Below are 19671 nucleotides of genomic sequence, written 5' to 3'. Positions count from 1 at the left end.
CGTCAACAAGGTCTCGACGGCCGTGCAGATGCGGTTCGACGCCCGCAATTCGCCGTCTTTGACCGAGCCGGTGCGGGCGCGGCTGATGAAGCTGGCGGGCAGCCGGCTGACGCTGGACGGGGTGATCCTGATCACCGCCGTCCGTTATCGCACCCAGGAGCGCAACCGGGCCGACGCCATCGAGCGGCTTCAGGGGCTGGTCGACAAGGCCTCGGTCGCGCCGGTCTATCGCGTGCCGACGAAACCGACCCGCGCTTCGAAGGAGCGGCGGCTGGAGGGCAAGGCCAAGCGGTCGACGATCAAGAGCGGGCGCGGCCGGCCCGGCGCGGACGACTAGCGCTTCCGCGCCTCGACCCGTTGCTGAAGCGGCGTCTTCGGCAGGGTCGCCAGCGTCAACCGGCCGTCATGGTCGGTGTCGAGGGCGAGGAACCAGCGCTGCGTCGCCGTCGCCCATTCCTGGGTCGTGACCCGCTGGTCGACATTGACGTCCGCCGCCTTCACCGGCTGGGGCAGGTTGAAGAAGCCGGCCTCGGCGACGATCCCGTAGCCTCGCGGTCCGCGCGCGCCGCCACTCCGCCGACCGCCGCGCGCGCCGCCGCCGCTTTGCGGGGCCTCGCCGACCGCAAGGGCCTCGCCGCCGGGTCCGCGTCGTCCACCGCCTCGCCTGTCTTCGCCGCCGGCCCGGCTCGACGCCGCAGGGCCGCCGGCTCCGGGGCCGAAGCCGTGCAGGCTGGCCTCATAGGCGGCCAGTTCAGTCTGGTTCAGCCGCCCGTCGCGATCGCTGTCCAATCGCCCGAACCAACGGACGCCGTCCGCAGCGAACTCGTCAAAGGTCACCCCGCCGTCCAGGTCGGCGTCGGCGCCCAGGAACCAGTCCGCCACCGGCCAGGGATCATCCGGACCGGCGACGAAAGGCTGGCCGAAGGGACTGATGAACAGGGTCGGGACGGCGGGTCCACCGGGTCCCTGACGGCCGCCGGGACCCCCGGGGGGGCCGCCGGCGCACGCAGACAGGGCGAGGGCCGCGACAGCCGTCACCATGAGGCGGCGGGCGGGCGTCGGCGCGCGGGGGTTCGATCCCGCGTGGGGGTCACGCATGGCGGGCTCCGATGAAGGGCGGGGTTTGTCTATTCGGCGGGGCGGAACAGCAGGGCGTCGACCTTGCCGGCGTCGTCGAAGCCGATGATCCACTGGGTCGCGGCGGTGGCGAAGGTGACGGCGAACAGGTCGGCGCCCTCCTGGCTGCCGACGAAGTCGAGGGCCTGGATCGCGCCAAAGCCCTGCAGGATGGGCAGTACGGCCGCCTCCTGCTCGCGCACCTTGGCGGCCAGGTCGTCGGTCATCGTGGCGTAGGGAAGAGCCCCGGCCTGACCTCCGGCGATGATTTCGCGCAGGACTTCCTCCGAGCGGGCGTTGGCGGGCGTCGTGGACATGGCGGGCGCGGGGGCGGCCGCGGGGCCGGGCGCCGCCGCAGAGGGGGCCGGGACGGGCTGCTGCGTCCGCGCGGCGGGCCGGTCGAAACTGTTGGGCACGGTGGCGGCGGCGACCTGGGCCTGGGCCACGGCGGGAACGAGCAGAAGGGCGGCGGCGATCAGAAGCGGCTTCATGGGGTCGTCTCCAGAACTCACTTCAGACGATGGCGGGCCAAAGCGACAGAACAAGGGCGGCCACAGAGGCGCTTATTGCAAACGTGACACAGACGATCATCCACGCCGGCGTCCGGGCTTCGTGGACAACCAGGGTCTGGGGCTGCGGGGGGTTCTGCGCCAGTCTGGCGAGGGCCTTCAGCGTGTCCCGAAGTTCTTCCAGCGCATCACGCACCTGGGCCTGCGGCCCCAGCTCGCGGCGGATCCAGCGCTCGACCACCGGCCGCGCCGCCTCCCACAGGTCGTGGTCCGGATTCAGCCGCCGGGCCACGCCCTCGACCGAGACCATGGTCTTCTGCAGCAGGATCAGCTCGGGCCGCAGATGCATGTCGAACAGGGCGGTGATCTCGAACAGCTGGCCCAGCAGCCGGCCCATGGAGACCTGCGACGCCTGTTTGCCGATCACCGGCTCGCCGACCGCGCGCAGGGCCTGGGCGAAGGCCTCGACCGAATGTTCGGGCGGCACGTAACCGGCCTCGAAATGCACCCGGCTGATGCGGTCGTAGTCGCGGCTGAGGAAGCCCCAGAGGATTTCCGCAAGATAGCGGCGCTCGCCATGGCCCAGCCGGCCGACGATGCCGAAGTCGATGGCGGTCAGCTCGGCCGGGGCGTGGCAGAACAGATTGCCCTCGTGCAGGTCGGCGTGGAACGTCCCGTAGTCCAGCGCCTGGGTCAGGAAGGCGCGCACCAGATTGTCGGCCAGGCCGTTGCGGTCCAGCCCCGGCTGTTCCGCCGCCGCCGGATCGGTCATGGCCACGCCCGTGGCCCACTCCAGCGTCAGCACCCGCTTGCCGACCCCGTCCCAGACCACGGCGGGCGCGGACATGTGTCCGCCGCCGGACTCGCGGACCTTGTCCATGATGTCTTTCAGCTCGGAGGCGGCGGCGGCCTCCAGCCGCATATCCAGTTCCAGCTGAAGGGCGCGGGCGATGGTCTCGACGAAGGCCGAGGGCTCGAGCCGGCGGGCCGGGGCCACGAAGCGGACGGCCAGTCGGGCGGCCAGCCGCATGGAATCCAGTCCCTGGGCCACGCGGCGCTCGACGCCGGGGCGCAGCACCTTGACCGCCACCTTGCGGCCGTCGGCCAGCCAGGCCGGATGCGCCTGCGCGAGGGAGGCGGCGGCGACCGGCGGACCGAAATCGGTGAACAGGCTCTCGACCGGTCGGCCCAGCGAGCGCTCGATCTCGCGCCGCGCCCGGTCGACCGGGAAGGGTTCCAGCGCGTCCTTGAGCCGGCCCAGATCGCGGGCGAATTCGACGCCGAAGATGTCGGCGCGGGTGGCCAGGACCTGACCCAGCTTGATGGCCACGGGTCCCAGATGCTCGAACGCCTTGCCCAGCCGCTGGCCCGGGCGGCCTTCGCGGCCTTCCTTGCCGGCGAAGGCGTGGAGCAGATGGGCCAGCCAGCGCACCCAGACCGGCAGAAGCGGCGTGATCTCGCGCGGCGCCAGGGCGTCGTGGCGGATGAGCACCCAGCCCCAGCCCATCAGGCGCAGCCATGCCTCGACCGGATGGCGCACCGGGACGGTCGCCGGCGGCGGCGGCGGGGTCGCGGGATCGATCCGGCTGGTCAGATCGCCCACCCGTGATGGATGGCGGCCACGCCGCCTGACAGGTTGGTCACCGTGACGCGGCTGAAGCCGGCCGCCTCGATCATGGATTTGAAGGTCGCCTGATCCGGGAAGCGACGGATGCTTTCGACCAGATACTGATAGCTGTCGCGGTCGCCCGCCACCCAGCCGCCGATGCGCGGAATGGCGTGGAAGGACCAGGCGTCATAGGCCTTGCGGATCGCCGAGGCGGTGGGACGCGAGAACTCGAGGCACAGGAAGCGGCCGCCGGGCTTGAGAACCCGCCGCGCCTCGCGTAGCGCCTGCGGGACGTCGGCGACATTGCGGATGCCAAAGCTGATCGAATAGGCGTCGATCGAAGCGTCCGGCAGCGGCAGGGCCATGGCGTCGCCGACGGACCATTGCATCTCGGGCTCGCCGCCCTTGTGCACGCCCGCCATGATCATTTCGGCGTTGTAGTCCAGCACGATGACCGAGGCGTCGCCGCCGCCGCGCCGCGTCTGGGCCGCGCGCGCCATCTTCGCATAGCGCCGGGCCATGTCGCCGGTGCCGCCCGCGACGTCGAGAATGGTTTCGCCCGGGCGCGGGTTCAGCTTCGCCGCCGCCGCATCCTTCCAGAGCCGGTGCACGCCCGCGCTCATCAGGTCGTTCATCAGGTCGTAGTTCGACGCCACGCTGTCGAACACGCCGCGCACCAGTTGCACCTTCTCCTTCGCGTCGACGTCGCGAAAGCCGAATGAGGAGGTCTTGCCCGAAGGCCCGGTGGCGGCTGTATCGCTCATGACCGCGGTCTAGCGCGTCGCCGGCCCGCCGTCACCGGGCCGCGTGGTCGCGGCGGCGGCGCAGGCGTCAGGTCTCGCTCCCGGCGTCGGGACGGGGCACGCCCAGATCTTTCATCAACCCCCGCATGGCGGCGTAGCAACCGCAGGCCGCGCTTTCCAGGGCGGGACGGTCGGTGATCTCGATCCATCCCCGGCCCCGACGGATCAAACCCTTGTCCTCAAGCTCCGCCCCCACCTCCGACACGGTGGCGCGGCGTACGCCGAGCATGCCGGCGATGTCGGCCTGGGTCAGGCTGAAGCGGTCGCCGTCGGCGCGGTCGTGAATGGTCAGCAGCCAGCGGGCCAGCCGCTCGTCCAGCCGGTGCCGGGCGTTGCAGGCGGCGGCCTGCTGCACCTGGGCGAACAGACTTTCGGTGAATTTCGCGAGCGCCGTGCGCATCGGCTCACTCTTGCCGAGAGCGTCGGCGAAGACGCCGGACGGGCAGCAGGCGGAAACGCCGTCGACCTGGGCGATGGCGCGGCTGGCGGCCCGGGCGTTCATGGGGCCGCAAGTCACGCCGACCAGGCCCTCGCGGCCGATGGCGGCGGTTTCGATCATCCGGTCGCCGTCCAGGATGGTCATCAGCGAGACCACGCCGCTCATCGGGAACCAGACCTCCTCGACCGCCTCGCCGGCGTCGTACAGCATCTGGCCCTGGGCGAAGGGGCGTTCGCTCAGGAATGGCTCAATCCGTTTGCGATCCGCGGGCTCGAGCGCGGCGATCCACATGTTGTCCATAGCAGGCTCCCGTTCCCTGAATAGCGACGGTCGGTAACGCCAAAGCTTCGCAGGCGTTCCCGGGCGCTTGTGACAGGCCTTGCGGCGGGATAGGGCGGAGGGACGCGGAGGATCAGATGACGGATCGAATGGACGTGGCCGAAGCCCTGGGCGGCCTGGCGCTGTGGCGGGAACACGCCGGCGACCGGCCGGCGGTCGCGCGATCTCTCGTGTTCGCCGACTTCAACGCCGCCTTTGGCTTCATGACCCGCGTCGCGCTCAAGGCCGACAAGGTGGACCACCATCCGGAATGGTCGAACGTCTACAACCGCGTCGAAATCCTGCTGACGACCCATGACGCGGGCGGGGTGACGGCCAGGGATGTCGACCTGGCCCGCTTCATCGACGAGGTCGCAGCCGGGATGGGAGCGAAGTGATGGCGGGACGGGTCGCGGGCAAACAGGCCCTGATCACCGGCGCGGCCGGCGGTCTCGGCGAAGCCATGGCATGGATGCTGGCGCGCGAGGGCGCCCGGGTCGCGCTCACGGACGTCAATCTGAACGGCGTCCGGGCGCTGGCCGATGCGATCAACGCCGAGGTTCCGGGTTCGGCCTTCGCCTTCCGGCACGACGTGACCGACGAAGCCGACTGGGTCTCGGTCATCGATCAGGCGGTCGCGGCCATGGGCGGGCTGTCGATCCTGGTCAACAACGCCGGCATCGGCGGCGAGCTGCAATTCGTCGAGACCGACACGCTGGAGAACTGGCGGCGGGTCCAGGCGGTCAACATCGAGTCCGTCATGCTGGGCTGCAAGCACGCCATGCCGCGTCTGCGGGCCTCGGCGCCTTCGTCGATCGTCAACATCTCGTCAGTGGCCGGTCTGGCCGCCGCGCCGGGCATGGGCGCCTACAACGCCACCAAGGCGGCGGTCTGGATGTACACCAAGACCATCGCGCTGGAGGCCGCCAAGGGCGACTGGAACGTGCGCTGCAACTCGGTGCATCCGGTGTTCATCAAGACGCCGATCCTGGACCCCTTCATCGCCATGGCTGGCGGTGACGAGGCCAAGGCGCACGAACGGCTGAGCCGCGGCATTCCGCTGAAACGGATCGGCGAGCCGGACGACGTGGCCTATTGCGTCCTCTACCTCGCCTCCGACGAGAGTAAATTCGTGACCGGGGCCGAGTTCAAGATCGACGGCGGCATGCTGGCCCAGTGAGGCCGGTCCGGCGGCCCTTGCACGCGCGCTGGCGGGCCTCGCAGCTCTGACGCGCCGCGGTTCTGACGCGCGCCTCTCGACGACCGGCGTATTTCCGGCTTAGGTCCGCCCAACACGGAAGAGGGCCTTCATGACCGACACATCCGCGAGTGCGCCCGCAGCGGGCGCCAGGCGTATCGAACTGACGCTGCGCGCCCTGGTGCTGGGCTGCATCCTGGCGGTGATCTTCACCGCCGCGAACACCTACCTGGGACTGCTGGTCGGGCTGACGTTCGCGTCAGCCATCCCCGCGGCGGTCATCTCCATGGCCATCCTGCGGGCGTTCAGAACCTCGACCATCTGGGAGAATATGACGGTCCAGACCGTGGCCTCGGTCGGCGGCGCGATGAGCTCGATCATCTTCGTGCTGCCGGGCCTGGTCATGATCGGCTGGTGGATGGAATTTCCGTTCTGGGAGTCGGTGGCGATCTGCGTTCTGGGCGGTGTGCTGGGGGTGACCTTCTCGATCCCGTTGCGGCGGGCGCTGGTGACAGGCAGCGACCTTCCCTACCCCGAAGGCGTGGCCGCGGCCGAGGTTCTGAAGGTGGGATCGCGCGGCGCCGAACAGACCGAAAGCGCCGTCCGCGAGAACAAGTCGGGCCTGTGGATCGTCGTCCTGGGCTCGGTCGTTTCCGCAGGCTTCGCCCTGCTGGTGGCGGCCCGCGTCTTCGCGGGCGAGGCCGCGCGGTTCCTCAAACTGCCCGCAGCCCTCGGGGGCGGCGCGACCGGACTGGGCTTCGGCATGCAGTTCGCCCTGCTGGGCGCCGGCCATCTGATCGGCCTGACCGTCGGTCTGGCCCAGCTGTTCGGCCTTCTGCTGGCGTGGGGGATCGCGGTGCCGGTCCTGACCAGCCCTGACACCATCGCCTGGTTGACGGCGCACGGCATTCCGTCGATCGCGACCACCCTGCCTCCCGGCGTCGGCGCCGAGGAACTGGCCGGAACGGTGTGGAGCCGCGAGGTCCGCTTCATGGGCGCCGGGGTCATCGGCGTGGCCGCGATCTGGACGCTGATCAAACTGGCCGGCCCCCTGGTCGGCGGCCTGACCTCGGCGCTGGCGGCCCAGTCCCGGCGCAGGAGCGGCGAGGTGCTGGAGCGCACCGAGCAGGACATTCCGATCACCCTGGTCGGCGGCATCTCGGTCGCCTGTCTGGTCGGCATCGCCGCGCTGCTGGCCTGGTTCGCGCAGAGTTCGCCCGCGCTGGCCGGATCCAGCGTCCTGCTGGTCGCGGGAGGACTGATCTATGTGGTCGTCATCGGTTTCGCGGTGGCCGCCATCTGCGGATACATGGCCGGCCTGATCGGCTCGTCGAACAGCCCCGTTTCCGGCGTCGGCATTCTGGCCATCGTCATAGCCTCGCTGCTGATGCTGGGCGTCATGGCCATCGCCGGCGTGCCGGCCGATCCGTCGATCATCGCCTTTGCGCTGATCGTGACGGCGGTCGTCTTCGCGGTCGCGGTGATCGCCAACGACAACCTGCAGGACCTCAAGACCGGCCAGTTGGTCGAGGCCACGCCGTGGCGCCAGCAGACCGCGCTGATCGTCGGCGTCGGCGCCGGCGCCCTGGTCATTCCGCTGATTCTGAACCTGCTGAACCAGGCGTTCGGCTTCGAGGGCGGCCCGCCGGCGATCGTGGAGGGGTCCAACACCCTGGCCGCGCCGCAGGCGACGCTCATCTCGGCGCTGGCCCGCGGGGTTATCGGCGGCGATCTGCGCTGGGACCTGATCGGTCTGGGCGCAGCCATCGGGGTGGTGATCATCGTCCTGGACGCGGCGCTCAACACGGCCACCAAAGGGAAGGTGAAACTGCCTCCGCTGGCGGTCGGCATCGGCTTCTATCTGCCGGCCGCCGTGACCACGATGCTGGTCATCGGCGCAGTGTGCGGCTGGATCTACGACAAGGGGATCAAGAAGACCCGGTTCGCCGACGTCGGGCGTCGCATGGGCGTCCTGCTGGCGTCGGGCCTGATCGTGGGCGAGAGCCTGTTCGGCGTTCTGAACGCGGGCATCATCGTGGCCTCCCGCAATCCGGAATGGGCGGCGCGCTTCCCGCTGGGAGACGCCTGGCCGGCCATGGTGGCGGGCGTCGTCGCCTTCGCCGTCCTGACGGTCGCCCTGTACGGCTGGGTCCGGAGTCGCTCCGCCCGGGTCTGATCGCCTTCGCGCCGCCCTTTTCCTGGGGCATGAAAGCGACCGTTACGCCGGTGCGTGTCCGTCACGCACTGGCGTTTCCGCGTGCGCCCCTGTAAGAGGCGCGCGCTCCCCGCACCGTCGCCTGAACCCAGCGGCCGCCCCAACGTTTCGACCGGGCCGGCCGCCTTGCACGTCTGATAGTCAAATGAATCTGCGCAACGTCGCCATCATCGCCCACGTCGACCACGGCAAGACCACCCTGGTGGACCAGCTTCTGGCCCAGTCGGGCGTGTTCCGAGCCAATGAGGCGACGACCGAACGCGCCATGGACTCCAACGATCAGGAGCGCGAGCGCGGCATCACCATCCTGGCCAAATGCACCAGCGTGCTCTGGCACGGCAAGGCGGGCGAGACCCGCATCAACATCATCGACACCCCGGGCCACGCCGACTTCGGCGGCGAGGTCGAGCGCATCCTCGGCATGGTGGACGGCTGCGTCCTGCTGGTGGACGCGGAAGAGGGCGTCATGCCCCAGACCAAATTCGTGCTGACCAAGGCGCTGAAGATGGGCCTGCGTCCGATCCTGTGCATCAACAAGGTCGACCGCGCCCACGCCGATCCGGACAAGGTCCACAACGCCGCCTTCGACCTGTTCGCCGCCATCGGCGCGACCGACGAGCAGCTGGACTTCCCGCACATCTACGCCTCGGGCCGCGCCGGATGGGCGACGCTGGACATGAACGTCCCGTCCGACAACCTGGCCCCGCTGTTCGACATGATCGTCGACCATGTGCCGCCCCCCAAGGTGGTCGAGAACAAGGACAAGCCGTTCCAGATCCTGAACGTGCTGATCGAGAGCGACCCGTTCCTCGGCCGCCTGCTGACCGGCCGGATCGAGAGCGGCAAGGCCGTCCCCGGCATGTCGATCAAGGCCCTGTCGCGCGACGGCAAGACCATCGAACAGGGCCGGATCACCAAGGTTCTGGCCTTCCGCGGCCTGAAGCGCCAGCCGGTGGACGAGGCCGAGGCGGGCGACATCGTCGCCATCGCCGGCATGTCCAAGGCCACCGTGGCCGACACCCTGTGCGCGCTCGAAGTCACCGAGGCCCTGCCGGCCCAGCCGATCGATCCCCCGACCATCTCGATGACCGTCTCGGTCAATGACAGCCCGCTGGCCGGCCGCGAGGGCGACAAGGTCCAGTCGCGCGTGATCCGCGACCGCCTGCTGAAGGAAGCCGAAGCCAACGTCGCCATCCGCGTCACCGAGACCGGCGGCAAGGACGCCTTCGAGGTCGCCGGCCGCGGCGAACTGCAGCTGGGCGTGCTGATCGAGAACATGCGCCGCGAAGGCTTCGAACTGTCGATCAGCCGTCCGCGCGTGGTCTATCAGACCGGCGAGAACGGCGAGCGGCTGGAGCCGATCGAGGACGTGGTCATCGACGTCGACGACGAATACACCGGCGTGGTCATCGAGAAACTGTCGGCCCGCAAGGCCGAGCTGAAGGACATGGGCCCCTCGGGCGCCGGCAAGACGCGCCTGACGCTGAAGTCGCCGTCGCGCTCGCTGATCGGCTACCAGGGCGAATTCCTGACCGACACGCGCGGTTCGGGCGTGCTGAACCGCGTGTTCAGCCACTATGAGCCGCACAAGGGCGCCATCGAGGGCCGTCTGAAGGGCGTGCTGGTCTCGAACGGCGACGGCGAGACCGCCGCCTTCGCCCTGTGGAACCTCGAGGACCGCGGCGTCATGTTCGTCGGCGGCGGCGAGAAGACCTACCAGGGCATGATCATCGGCGAGAACGCCCGTTGGGACGACCTCGACGTCAATCCGATGAAGGCCAAGCAGCTGAACAACATCCGCGCCGCCGGCAAGGACGAGGCCGTGCGCCTGACGCCGCCGCGCCGTCCGTCGCTGGAACAGGCCATCGCCTATATCGAGGAAGACGAACTGGTCGAGGTGACGCCCAAGTCGATCCGCCTGCGCAAGGCCGTGCTGAATCCCTCGTTCCGCAAGAAGCGCGTCCGCGAGGAATAGGGCGGGCGGGCTTTCGCCCCACCCGCCGCCGTCAGACCTCGGGCTGCGGCGGCGCCGTGATGACCTCGACATTGTCGTTCAGCAGATAGGCCAGCTCGTCCAGCGCCATCCGGAGCTCGGCGGGTGTGACGGCGGTTTCGACCGCAGCGACCTTCTTCGGCATGTCTTCCGATATGCCGCGCAGGATGCATTTCAGATCGCCGTCCGTGCCGCGTTCCTTGAGGATCAGGTGACCCTGCATGTCGCTGGCCGCCAGCGCCTCGGCCTCGGCCTTGAAGCCGGCGAAGGCCGGGCCGGCGGCGAAACCGGCCTGATCCATGACGCCGGCGTCGATCCAGCCCTGGACCACGCCCTTCAGCGCGCCCGAACGGGCCACGATGTCGGCGAACAGGGGCTCGCCCGCGACCGAGACGGGGGCGGCGGCCGCCGCCGGCGGCTGGGCCGCGGCCATGGCCACATTGGGATCGGAGAGAAGCAGGGAAACCGCCAGGGCGACGCCGCAGGACATGGCGAACCTCTTATAAATGGGCCGAATCATGGATTCAGCGTTGAACCGGCTTACGCCACACCCGTAAACGAGGGTTTACCCCCGCTGCTCCGCGAGTCCCGCCGATGACCGCCCGCTCCCAGGCCCTCAACATGCTCCGCGCCGTGGCGCGCAAGGATGCAGGCGGACGCATCGCGCATCAGTTCGCGACGGATCCCGGCCGCATGGAACGGATGGGGGTCGAGGCGGCGGGCCTGTATCTGGACCTGTCGAAACAGTCCTGGAGCGCGGAGGGGTTCGAGGCCGCGCTGGATCTGGCGCGAACCTGCGACGTCGAGGGCCGCCGCGACGCCCTGTTCGCCGGCGAGCCGGTCAACAACACCGAGGGCCGGGCGGTGTTGCACCCCGCCCTGCGCGCGGCGGAAGGGGCCGATTTCCACGCCCTCGGCGAACCCGTGTCAGCCGAGGTCGACGCGGTGCGCGCGGCGATTGCCGAGTTCGCCATCGACATCCATTCGGGCGCCGAGACCGGCGGGACCAAACAGCCGTTCACCGCCATCGTCCATATCGGCATCGGTGGCTCGGACCTGGGGCCGCGCCTGCTGTGGGATGCCCTGCGGCCGCTGGAGCCGACCATCGATCTGCGCTTCGTCGCCAATATCGACCCGCGCGACCTGGGCGAGGCCCTGTCCGGGCTGGATCCGGAGACCACGCTGGTGGTGGTCGTGTCCAAGACCTTCACGACCCAGGAGACGCTGGCCAACGCCGACCTGGCCAAGGCCTGGCTGGCCGAGAGCCTGTCGCCGCGGCGGATGGTGAAACACCTGATCGGGGTCACGGCCGCGCCGGACAGGGCGGAGGCCTGGGGCTGCGGCCGCACCTTCGGCTTCCGCGACTGGGTCGGCGGCCGCTATTCGCTGTGGTCGGCGGTCAGCCTGTCGGTGGCCGTGGCGCTGGGCTGGGATGTGTTCGAGCGGGTGCTGGACGGCGCCCGGGCCATGGACGCCCATTTCACCGAGGCGGCGCTGGAGGCCAATGCGCCGATCCTGCTGGCCATGGCGCAGGTGTTCAATGTCGAGGGCCTGGCGCGGCCGGCGCGGACAGTCGCGCCCTACGCCCACGGCCTGCGCCGGCTGCCGGCCTTCCTGCAACAGCTGGAGATGGAGTCGAACGGCAAGCGGGTGAAGCGCGATGGCTCGCCTGTTGATACCGCGACCGGGCCCGTGGTGTTCGGCGAGCCGGGCACCAACGGCCAGCACGCCTTCTTCCAGCAGATTCATCAGGGGCCCCAGGTGGTGCCGGCGGAATTCATCGTCGTCGGCCACACCTCCGAAGGTGCGGTGGACGCGCGGGAGGGCGACGCGCCGCTGTGGTCCAACGCCCTGGCCCAGGCACAGGCCCTGATGGTGGGCAAGACGGAAGCCCAGGCCCGCGAGGAATTGATCGCCTCGGGGATGAGCGCCGAAGAGGCCGACCGTCTGGCGCCGCACAAGACCTTCCCCGGCGATCGTCCTTCAACGACCATATTGATGGACGCCCTGACACCCGAGGCGGTCGGCGCCCTGCTGGCCCTCTATGAGCACAAGACCTTCGTCGAGGGCGTGATCTGGGACATCAACAGCTTCGACCAGTGGGGCGTGGAACTGGGCAAGGTGCTGGCGAAGGCCATTCTGAAGGATGTCGCCGACGGGGAGCCGTCGCCCGGACTGGATCCCTCGACCGCCGAGCTGATGAAACGGTTGATGGTCTAGGACAGGTCTGCTTTCGGACCCTGCCGCTCACGGCCGTCCCGAAGGCGTGGGGCTGAATCCCCCGTGGCGCTTGACGCCGGGCTGTCGCCCTCCTACTTGCCTGTCGCGTTAGCACTCTCGGGCGTCGGCTGCCAAAAGCGCCGATCCGGAGTCGTTGGCGAAGATTTCCAGAAGTCCTATCGGAGAATACACAGATGGCGTTTCGTCCCCTCGGCGACCGCGTGCTGGTCAAGCGCGTGGAAGAAGAATCGAAGACCAAGGGTGGGATCATCATCCCCGACTCGGCCAAGGAAAAGCCCCAGGAAGGCGAAGTCGTCTCCGTCGGCCCCGGCGCCCGCGATGAAGACGGCAAGCATGTCCCCATGGACCTGAAGGCCGGCGACCGCATCCTGTTCGGCAAATGGTCGGGCACCGAGGTCAAGCTGGAAGGCGAAGACCTGATCATCATGAAGGAATCCGACGTCCTGGGCGTGCTGTCGTAAGCACCCGCGTCTGAATTCCGTTTCTGAAACAACCTAGTTAGGAGCTGCCCGATGGCCGCCAAACAAGTCATGTTCTCCACCGACGCGCGCGAAAAGATGCTGCGCGGCGTCAACGTCCTGGCCAATGCGGTCAAGGTCACCCTCGGTCCCAAGGGCCGCAACGTCGTGATCCAGAAGTCGTTCGGCGCCCCGCGCTCGACCAAGGACGGCGTCTCGGTGGCCAAGGAAATCGAGCTGGAAGACGCCTTCGAGAACATGGGCGCCCAGATGATCCGCGAGGTCGCCTCCAAGACCAATGACAAGGCCGGCGACGGCACCACCACCGCCACCGTCCTGGCCCAGTCGATCGTCCAGGAAGGCCTCAAGGCCGTGGCCGCCGGCATGAACCCGATGGATCTGAAGCGCGGCATCGACAAGGCCGTGACCGCCGTCCTGGCCGAGATCAAGTCCACCAGCCGCAAGGTCAGCGCCAACTCCGAGATCGCCCAGGTCGGCACCATCTCGGCCAACGGCGACCAGGAAGTCGGCGACATGATCGCCAAGGCCATGGAAAAGGTCGGCAACGAAGGCGTCATCACCGTCGAGGAAGCCAAGACCGCCGAGACCGAGCTCGACGTCGTCGAGGGCATGCAGTTCGACCGCGGCTACCTGTCGCCCTACTTCATCACCAACGCCGACAAGATGGAGGTCCAGCTCGAGGAGCCTCTGATCATGCTGCACGAGAAGAAACTCTCGTCGCTGCAGTCGATGCTGCCGATCCTGGAAGCCGTGGTCCAGTCGGGCCGCCCCCTGCTGATCATCGCCGAGGACATCGAGGGCGAGGCCCTGGCCACCCTGGTGGTCAACAAGCTGCGCGGCGGCCTGCGCGTCGCCGCCGTCAAGGCCCCGGGCTTCGGCGACCGCCGCAAGGCCATGCTGGAGGACATCGCCGTCCTGACCGGCGGCCAGGTCATCTCGGAAGACCTCGGCATCAAGCTGGAGAACGTCACCCTCGACATGCTGGGCAAGGCCAAGAAGGTCACCATCACCAAGGACGACACCACCATCGTCGACGGCGTGGGTGAGAAGGACGCGATCGAGGCCCGCATCGGCCAGATCAAGAAGCAGATCGAGGACACCACCTCGGACTACGACAAGGAGAAGCTGCAGGAACGTCTGGCCAAGCTGGCCGGCGGCGTCGCGGTCATCCGCGTCGGCGGCTCGACCGAGGTCGAGGTCAAGGAGAAGAAGGACCGCGTCGACGACGCCCTCAACGCCACGCGTGCGGCGGTCGAGGAAGGCATTGTCCCCGGCGGCGGCATCGCCCTGCTGAAGGCGACCAAGGCGCTGGAAGGCCTGAAGGGCGACAACGCCGACCAGACGGCCGGCATCGCCATCATCCGCCGCGCCATCCAGGCCCCGATCCGTCAGATCGTCGAGAACGCGGGCGTCGAAGGCTCGATCGTCGTCGGCAAGGTGCTGGAGAACAAGTCCCCCACCTACGGCTTCAACGCCCAGACGGAGGAATATGTCGACATGATCCAGGCCGGCGTCATCGACCCCGCCAAGGTCGTGCGCACCGCCCTGCAGGACGCCGCCTCGGTGGCGGGGATCCTGATCACGACGGAAGCGGCCGTGGCCGATGCGCCGAAGAAGGCGAGCGCCGGCGGCGCCGGCGGCGGCATGGGCGGCGGCATGGGCGGCATGGGGGATATGGACTTCTAGTTCACGGCGCTCAAAGTCTGATTATCGGAGCCCCCGGCCGGAAACGGCCGGGGGCTTTCGTTTGAAAGGTGCGTTGGGGTTGGCAAATCAGGCGCGATGGCGTGAATGGAGCCCGAGTTGAGGGAGGAGACATGTCGCGGCTGACCGACCTGATCGCGCGGGCGAGGGCGAAGGACGCACAGCTGGGGGCGGACCTCGAGAAGGAGTTTCGCGCGTTGTCGACGCGGCGGGCATTCGGGCTGAACTTTGAGCGGCATCGGCCGGAGGCAGTGGAATTGCCGGGCCGCCCCGTCCGCAAGGGCGACAAGGTCCGCATCCTGCCGCCACGTGGTGAGACGACGCGAGGTGACCAGAGAATTTGGCGGATCATGCGCCTCACCCGGAACGACGGCGCAGCGGTGGCGCAGCTGGAGCTTCTTGACGCGGAAGACAGCGGCCCTTCGGAGACGGTGGATGCGCCGGTTGCCGACTTGGTGGTCGTCGCCGCATTCGGCGACACCATCTATCCAGGCTTGATCTCAACAGGAAAGGTTGAGCGTGGCGGCGAAAGCCCATTCCACACGGTCATCAACGCCGAAAACTACCATGCGCTGAAGGCGCTGACTTACACCCACCGCAGTAAGATTGATGCGATCTATATCGACCCGCCCTACAATTCAGGTGCGTCCGACTGGAAGTATAACAACAAATACGTCGGTGACGATGACATTTACCGCCACTCTAAATGGCTGGCTTTTATAGAGCGCAGGCTCCGGATCGCCAGAGAACTTCTAAGTGATTCCGGCGTTTTGATATTCACGATCGATGAGCACGAAGTGCGGCGAGCTGGGCTTCTTCTTGAGCAAACACTGGAGGGGTTCCATATACAGCAAGTTTCTATTGTAATAAATCCAAAGGGCGTTACCCAAGGATATCTTTCTAGAGTAGAAGAGTATGCCTTCTTCTGCTTTGCTCCGAAGTCGAAAGTGTATACGTCAAATGACGATCTACTGACGGCTTGGGATGTGTCGGAGTCAGGCGATGGCCATATTCGTCCAAGATGGAAAGGGTTGTTGAGGTCGGGCGACGAAGCAGAAAGAAAAGATCGAGAGCAGATGTTCTATCCTGTGTGGATAGATCCGCATATTGGCAAAGTGATCAAAGCAGGACCGTTTCTGCCTCTGGACCAGTCGCCTGATTTTGAACTTTCGGACGAGAATGGACTTGTTGTCGCTTGGCCGGTCCGCAAGGACGGTTCTCTCGGGCGCTGGGGCGTTGGCGTAGATACATTCAACGAGCTCGTTGGTCGCGGCTACGTTTCACTCGGCAGGTATGACAAGAAGCGGAAAACTTGGGGCCTTACGTACTTGTCACAACAACTTCGATCAGAGATCGACGAAGGCGTTTTGACGATTTTAGGGCGAAGCGCAGAGACAGGTGTTGCTGACGTCGCATATACAGGCGAAGCAACTCGAAAACCTAAAACTGTGTGGCACCGGACTCGGCACGACGCTGGCGCATACGGAACAGATTTATTGGGAGTTTTGCTTGGAAGTGGTCGAGCGTTTCCGTTCCCAAAAAGTCTTTACGCTGTCGAAGATGCTCTCCGTATTGCGGTCAAGGGAAACAAAGAAGCAGTCATTCTGGACTTTTTCAGCGGATCGGGCACTACCGCTCATGCCGTGATGCGACTCAACAGACAGGACGGCGGCCGTCGTCAGAGCATCTGTATCACCAACAATGAGGTGAGAGCCGTTGATCAGGTCGAGCGCCGCCAAAACGGCCTACGTCCTGGCGATCCCGATTGGGAGCAATGGGGCATATGCGACTACATCACCAAGCCACGAATTCGAGCCGTTATCACGGGCGAAACGCCGGACGGACGGCCGATTAAAGGCGACTACAAGTTCACCGACGAATTTCCTATGGCCAACGGGTTTGATGCGAATGCCGAGTTTTTCACGCTGACCTATGAGACGCCCCGCGCGGTGGATCATAACAAGGCCTTCACGCGGATCGCACCGCTGTTGTGGATGCGGGCAGGCAGTCGAGGACGGCGGATTAATGCCTTGCCTGAGAGCGGCTGGGAGATCGGAGACACCTATGGCGTTTTGACCGATCTGGACCAAACCGATGTTTTCGCGGAGGCCGCCGGCAAGGTAGACGGGCTGAAGATTGCTTTTATCGTCACAAACGACGACCGACGGTTCGAGGCAGTGTGCCGGTTGATCCCTGAAGGGGTGGAGCCGGTGCGGCTATACGAAAGCTACCTGACGAATTTCGCCTTCGAGAGCGGTGGAGGCGAAGAATGAAGTTCACCCTGATCAACTACCAGGAGGAGGCCGTCCGCGACGTTCTCAAGCGCCTGCACAAGGCGCGGAAGGATTGGCGGGAAGACCGTTATCAGTCGGCCTTCTCCCTGACCGCCGCGACCGGGGCGGGCAAGACGGTGATGGCGGCGGCGGCCCTTGAGGCGCTTTTCCATGGCGACGACAAGTTCGATTTTACTCGGGATCCGGGCGCTGTAGTCATCTGGTTCAGCGACGACCCGTCGCTGAACGAACAGACCCGGTACCGGCTGACCCAAGCGGCTGACCGAATCCATATGTCGGACATGGTGGTGGTTGAGGCGACCTTCCAGCGAGAGAAACTGCAGGCCGGGAAAATCTATTTCCTGAACACGCAGAAGCTCGGAAAAAACAGCTTGTTGACGCGCGGTCACGACGCGGATGGGACGTTCCCGGAGATGCGGCCGGACCTTCGAAGTTATACGATCTGGGACACGATCAAGAATACCATCGAAGACCCTGATCTGACCCTCTATCTCATCCTGGACGAGGCGCATCGAGGCATGGGCGTGGGTGCGGCGGCGCAGAACGAACGGTCGACGATCGTCAAGCGTTTGATTAACGGGCACGGATCGGTGCCGGCCATTCCAGTGGTTTGGGGGATCTCCGCCACCGTCGACAGGTTCAACAAGGCGATGGAGGGGGCGGAGGGACGAACCACCCTGCCGAACGTCACGGTCAATGCCGCGCTGGTTCAGGACTCCGGCCTTCTGAAAGATGTGATCGTACTGGATACGCCCGACGAAGTCGGGGCGTTCGACACCGTGTTGCTGAAACGGGCGACCACCAAGCTGAAGGAAATCAGCGCCGCGTGGGATGCTTATACGAAGGCCGAGGGGGGCCAAGCCGTCACCCCGTTGATGGTGTTGCAGGCCCCCGATAAACCGGACCCAGCCACAGTTGCCGAATGGATCAAAACGATCCGGGAGACTTGGCCCGACCTGACGGCAGAGGCGTTCGCCAACGTGTTCGGTGAGCACCGGACTGAGGCATTTGGTCCGTACAGCGTCCCTTATGTGGAGCCGCAGGATGTACAGGAGCGCAAGCACATCCGGGTGCTGATCGCAAAGAGCGCCATCAGTACAGGGTGGGATTGCCCACGAGCCGAGGTGATGGTGTCCTTCCGCGCCGCAACCGACAGGACGCACATCACCCAACTTTTGGGCCGCATGGTCCGTTCGCCTCTGGCGCGTAGGATACCGGGAAACGAGAAGCTGAATTCCGTTGATTGCCTGCTGCCCAAGTTCAATCGCGAAGCGGTCGTGGCCGTCGCTAACGCCCTGATGCAAGGCGGCGGTTGGGACGGCGACATGCCGTTGCGCAGCGTGGTGATCAACGCCCAAGAGATGAAACCTAACCCGGCGGTGCCCGAAAGCGTCTGGCAACGGTTCGAGGCTCTGCCATCCCAAGGCCTGCCTCAGCGGACCAGCAAGCCGGTGGCGCGACTGACGGCGCTGGCGCACGAGCTGTCGCGCGATAAGCTGCTGCCGGGCGCTGGCAAGGCGGCGCACGCGGCCATGCACGCGGTGCTTGATGCCGAGACGGTACGGCTCGCAGAAGCTATCGCACTGAAACGGCAAGACGTGCTGGAAGTCGAAGGGGCTGTGTTGATCGCCAATCTGCAAGGTGGAGGCACGAGCTTCGACGCCTTCGTCGAGCGGGCTGATTTCGCGGTCATCGAGGACGCCTATCGCCGGGCGGCGCGCCAGTTCAGTCCGGACGTGGCGAAGACCTATGCCGACCTGATCGCCGCCCGACTTATGGTTGAGCGGGGGATCGACGATGACGAGGAAGCGCTCATCGACGCCCACACCGATGTGGCCGCCCTAGGACTGTTGCCGGAGGTGAAGCTGGATCTGGAAAAGGCCGCCACAGCACTCACGAATGACTGGTTCGAGCAGTATCGCGAGACGATCCGCAGCCTGCCGGACGAAAGGCGGGAAGACTACCGTGTGATCAGGGGCATGAGCGACGCACCGCAGGACGTCGACATGGCCCGGCCGATCTCGCGTCTTGAAGCCACGGTGGTGCGCGAGGAAAATGGGACAGAGCGGACCGTGCCGATGTTCGAGCATCATCTGATGTGCGATGCTGAGGGACTGTATCCGGCGGACCTGAACTGGCCTGAGAAGCGAGTTCTCGCCGCTGAGGCCAAGCGGGAAAGTTTCATTGGCTGGTATCGGAATCCGCCCCGGGCCAGCCAGGACTCGCTGGGCATTGCCTATGAGTTAGATGGGGCGTGGCGAGTGGTGCGGCCTGACTTCCTGTTTTTCGCGCAGGAAGCGGATGGATCGCTGGCGGTCGATATCATCGATCCTCACGGGAGCTATCTGGCCGATGCACTGCCGAAGCTGAAGGGTCTCGCAGACTACGCCGAGAGCCATAGTGCCGAGTTCCGGCGAATCGAGGCGGTCGATGAGATCGATGGCGTGTTGAAGGTTCTTGATCTGACCGATCCGGATGTGCGGGCGGCAGTGAGGACTGCGGTAAGCGCCGCGGCTGCCTATAAGGGACCGGCTGCAAAGGCGTACGCCATTTAGTTCTGTAGCGGGACTGAGCGGGGCGTCCGCCGACAACGTTCTGTCGCCACGCCCCGGCGCGCCTCAAGGACGCTGCGCGCCGCTCGCGCGGCAGGCCGGGACGGCCTGTCCTTGACCCGCGCCGGGTCGGGCGACCGGGGCTGGGCGTGTCGGGCGCGCGGGGCGCGCCGACCTTGATGGAAGAGAGGGGTGCGGGGG

The 19671-nt window shown here is 66.7% G+C and carries 16 protein-coding genes; 10 read left to right on the top strand and 6 right to left on the bottom strand.

Annotated elements, in window-relative coordinates; genetic code table 11:
• On the top strand, positions 1-337 hold a 337-nt coding region (arfB, locus tag VN378_RS10465; RefSeq protein WP_325743518.1), incomplete at its 5' end, for an alternative ribosome rescue aminoacyl-tRNA hydrolase ArfB.
• Here the strand turns inward: arfB and VN378_RS10460 are convergent.
• The 5 genes from VN378_RS10460 to VN378_RS10440 form a co-directional block, all read right to left on the bottom strand.
• On the bottom strand, positions 334-1098 hold the full coding sequence (locus VN378_RS10460; protein ID WP_325743517.1) for a hypothetical protein: 765 nt from the start codon (positions 1096-1098) through the stop codon (positions 334-336). The two genes, arfB and VN378_RS10460, sit on opposite strands and share 4 nt — an antisense overlap.
• 29 nt (positions 1099-1127) lie before the next feature.
• The gene (locus tag VN378_RS10455) at positions 1128-1607 is read right to left on the bottom strand and encodes a hypothetical protein (protein WP_325743516.1); all 480 of its coding nucleotides are present in this window, start codon (positions 1605-1607) and stop codon (positions 1128-1130) included.
• A gap of 22 nt (positions 1608-1629) precedes the next feature.
• Entirely contained in the window at positions 1630-3228 is a 1599-nt protein-coding gene (ubiB, locus tag VN378_RS10450) for a 2-polyprenylphenol 6-hydroxylase (protein WP_325743515.1), read from the bottom strand.
• Positions 3216-3998 (bottom strand): class I SAM-dependent methyltransferase, encoded by a 783-nt coding sequence (locus VN378_RS10445; RefSeq protein WP_325743514.1) that lies wholly within the window; start codon positions 3996-3998, stop codon positions 3216-3218. Before VN378_RS10445 ends, ubiB begins: the two co-directional genes overlap by 13 nt.
• Positions 3999-4065: 67 nt before the next feature.
• Positions 4066-4776: a Crp/Fnr family transcriptional regulator gene (locus VN378_RS10440; RefSeq protein ID WP_325743513.1), complete on the bottom strand. Its 711-nt coding sequence runs from the start codon at positions 4774-4776 to the stop codon at positions 4066-4068.
• Between the two features lie 116 nt (positions 4777-4892).
• Between VN378_RS10440 and VN378_RS10435 the strand changes: the two genes are divergently transcribed.
• The 4 genes from VN378_RS10435 (at position 4893) to typA (ending at position 10182) form a co-directional block, all read left to right on the top strand.
• On the top strand, positions 4893-5192 hold the full coding sequence (locus VN378_RS10435) for a 4a-hydroxytetrahydrobiopterin dehydratase (protein ID WP_325743512.1): 300 nt from the start codon (positions 4893-4895) through the stop codon (positions 5190-5192).
• Positions 5192-5974, top strand: coding sequence for an SDR family oxidoreductase (locus VN378_RS10430; RefSeq protein WP_325743511.1), 783 nt, complete (start codon positions 5192-5194; stop codon positions 5972-5974). Before VN378_RS10435 ends, VN378_RS10430 begins: the two co-directional genes overlap by 1 nt.
• A 130-nt stretch (positions 5975-6104) precedes the next feature.
• On the top strand, positions 6105-8168 hold the full coding sequence (locus VN378_RS10425) for an OPT family oligopeptide transporter (protein ID WP_325743510.1): 2064 nt from the start codon (positions 6105-6107) through the stop codon (positions 8166-8168).
• A 184-nt stretch (positions 8169-8352) separates the two neighbouring features.
• Positions 8353-10182, top strand: a complete 1830-nt coding sequence (gene typA, locus VN378_RS10420; protein ID WP_325743509.1) for a translational GTPase TypA — start codon at positions 8353-8355, stop codon at positions 10180-10182.
• A 31-nt stretch (positions 10183-10213) separates the two neighbouring features.
• On the opposite strand, the gene VN378_RS10415 is transcribed toward typA, so the two are convergent.
• Positions 10214-10690: a hypothetical protein gene (locus VN378_RS10415; RefSeq protein ID WP_325743508.1), complete on the bottom strand. Its 477-nt coding sequence runs from the start codon at positions 10688-10690 to the stop codon at positions 10214-10216.
• Between the two features lie 104 nt (positions 10691-10794).
• On the opposite strand from VN378_RS10415, the gene pgi reads away from it, so the two are divergent.
• The 5 genes from pgi (at position 10795) to VN378_RS10390 (ending at position 19473) form a co-directional block, all read left to right on the top strand.
• A complete protein-coding gene (gene pgi, locus VN378_RS10410; protein WP_325743507.1) occupies positions 10795-12420 on the top strand; it encodes a glucose-6-phosphate isomerase in 1626 nt (541 codons plus the stop codon).
• 194 nt (positions 12421-12614) lie between these two features.
• Positions 12615-12902: a co-chaperone GroES gene (groES, locus tag VN378_RS10405; RefSeq protein ID WP_300470070.1), complete on the top strand. Its 288-nt coding sequence runs from the start codon at positions 12615-12617 to the stop codon at positions 12900-12902.
• Between the two features lie 51 nt (positions 12903-12953).
• Positions 12954-14606, top strand: a complete 1653-nt coding sequence (groL, locus tag VN378_RS10400) for a chaperonin GroEL (RefSeq protein ID WP_325743506.1) — start codon at positions 12954-12956, stop codon at positions 14604-14606.
• Positions 14607-14737: 131 nt separating this feature from the next.
• Positions 14738-16897, top strand: a complete 2160-nt coding sequence (locus VN378_RS10395) for a site-specific DNA-methyltransferase (protein WP_325743505.1) — start codon at positions 14738-14740, stop codon at positions 16895-16897.
• Complete coding sequence (locus VN378_RS10390; RefSeq protein ID WP_325743504.1) at positions 16894-19473, top strand: DEAD/DEAH box helicase; 2580 nt, start codon at positions 16894-16896, stop codon at positions 19471-19473. The genes VN378_RS10395 and VN378_RS10390 overlap by 4 nt, the downstream gene beginning before the upstream one ends.
• The last annotated feature ends 198 nt before the right edge of the window (positions 19474-19671 follow it).

The sequence above is a fragment of the Brevundimonas sp. genome (assembly GCF_035561115.1).
In the GTDB taxonomy this organism is placed as follows: domain Bacteria; phylum Pseudomonadota; class Alphaproteobacteria; order Caulobacterales; family Caulobacteraceae; genus Brevundimonas.
Note: the sequence above shows the minus strand (reverse complement) of the source record. Positions and strands in the feature narration are given on the sequence as shown.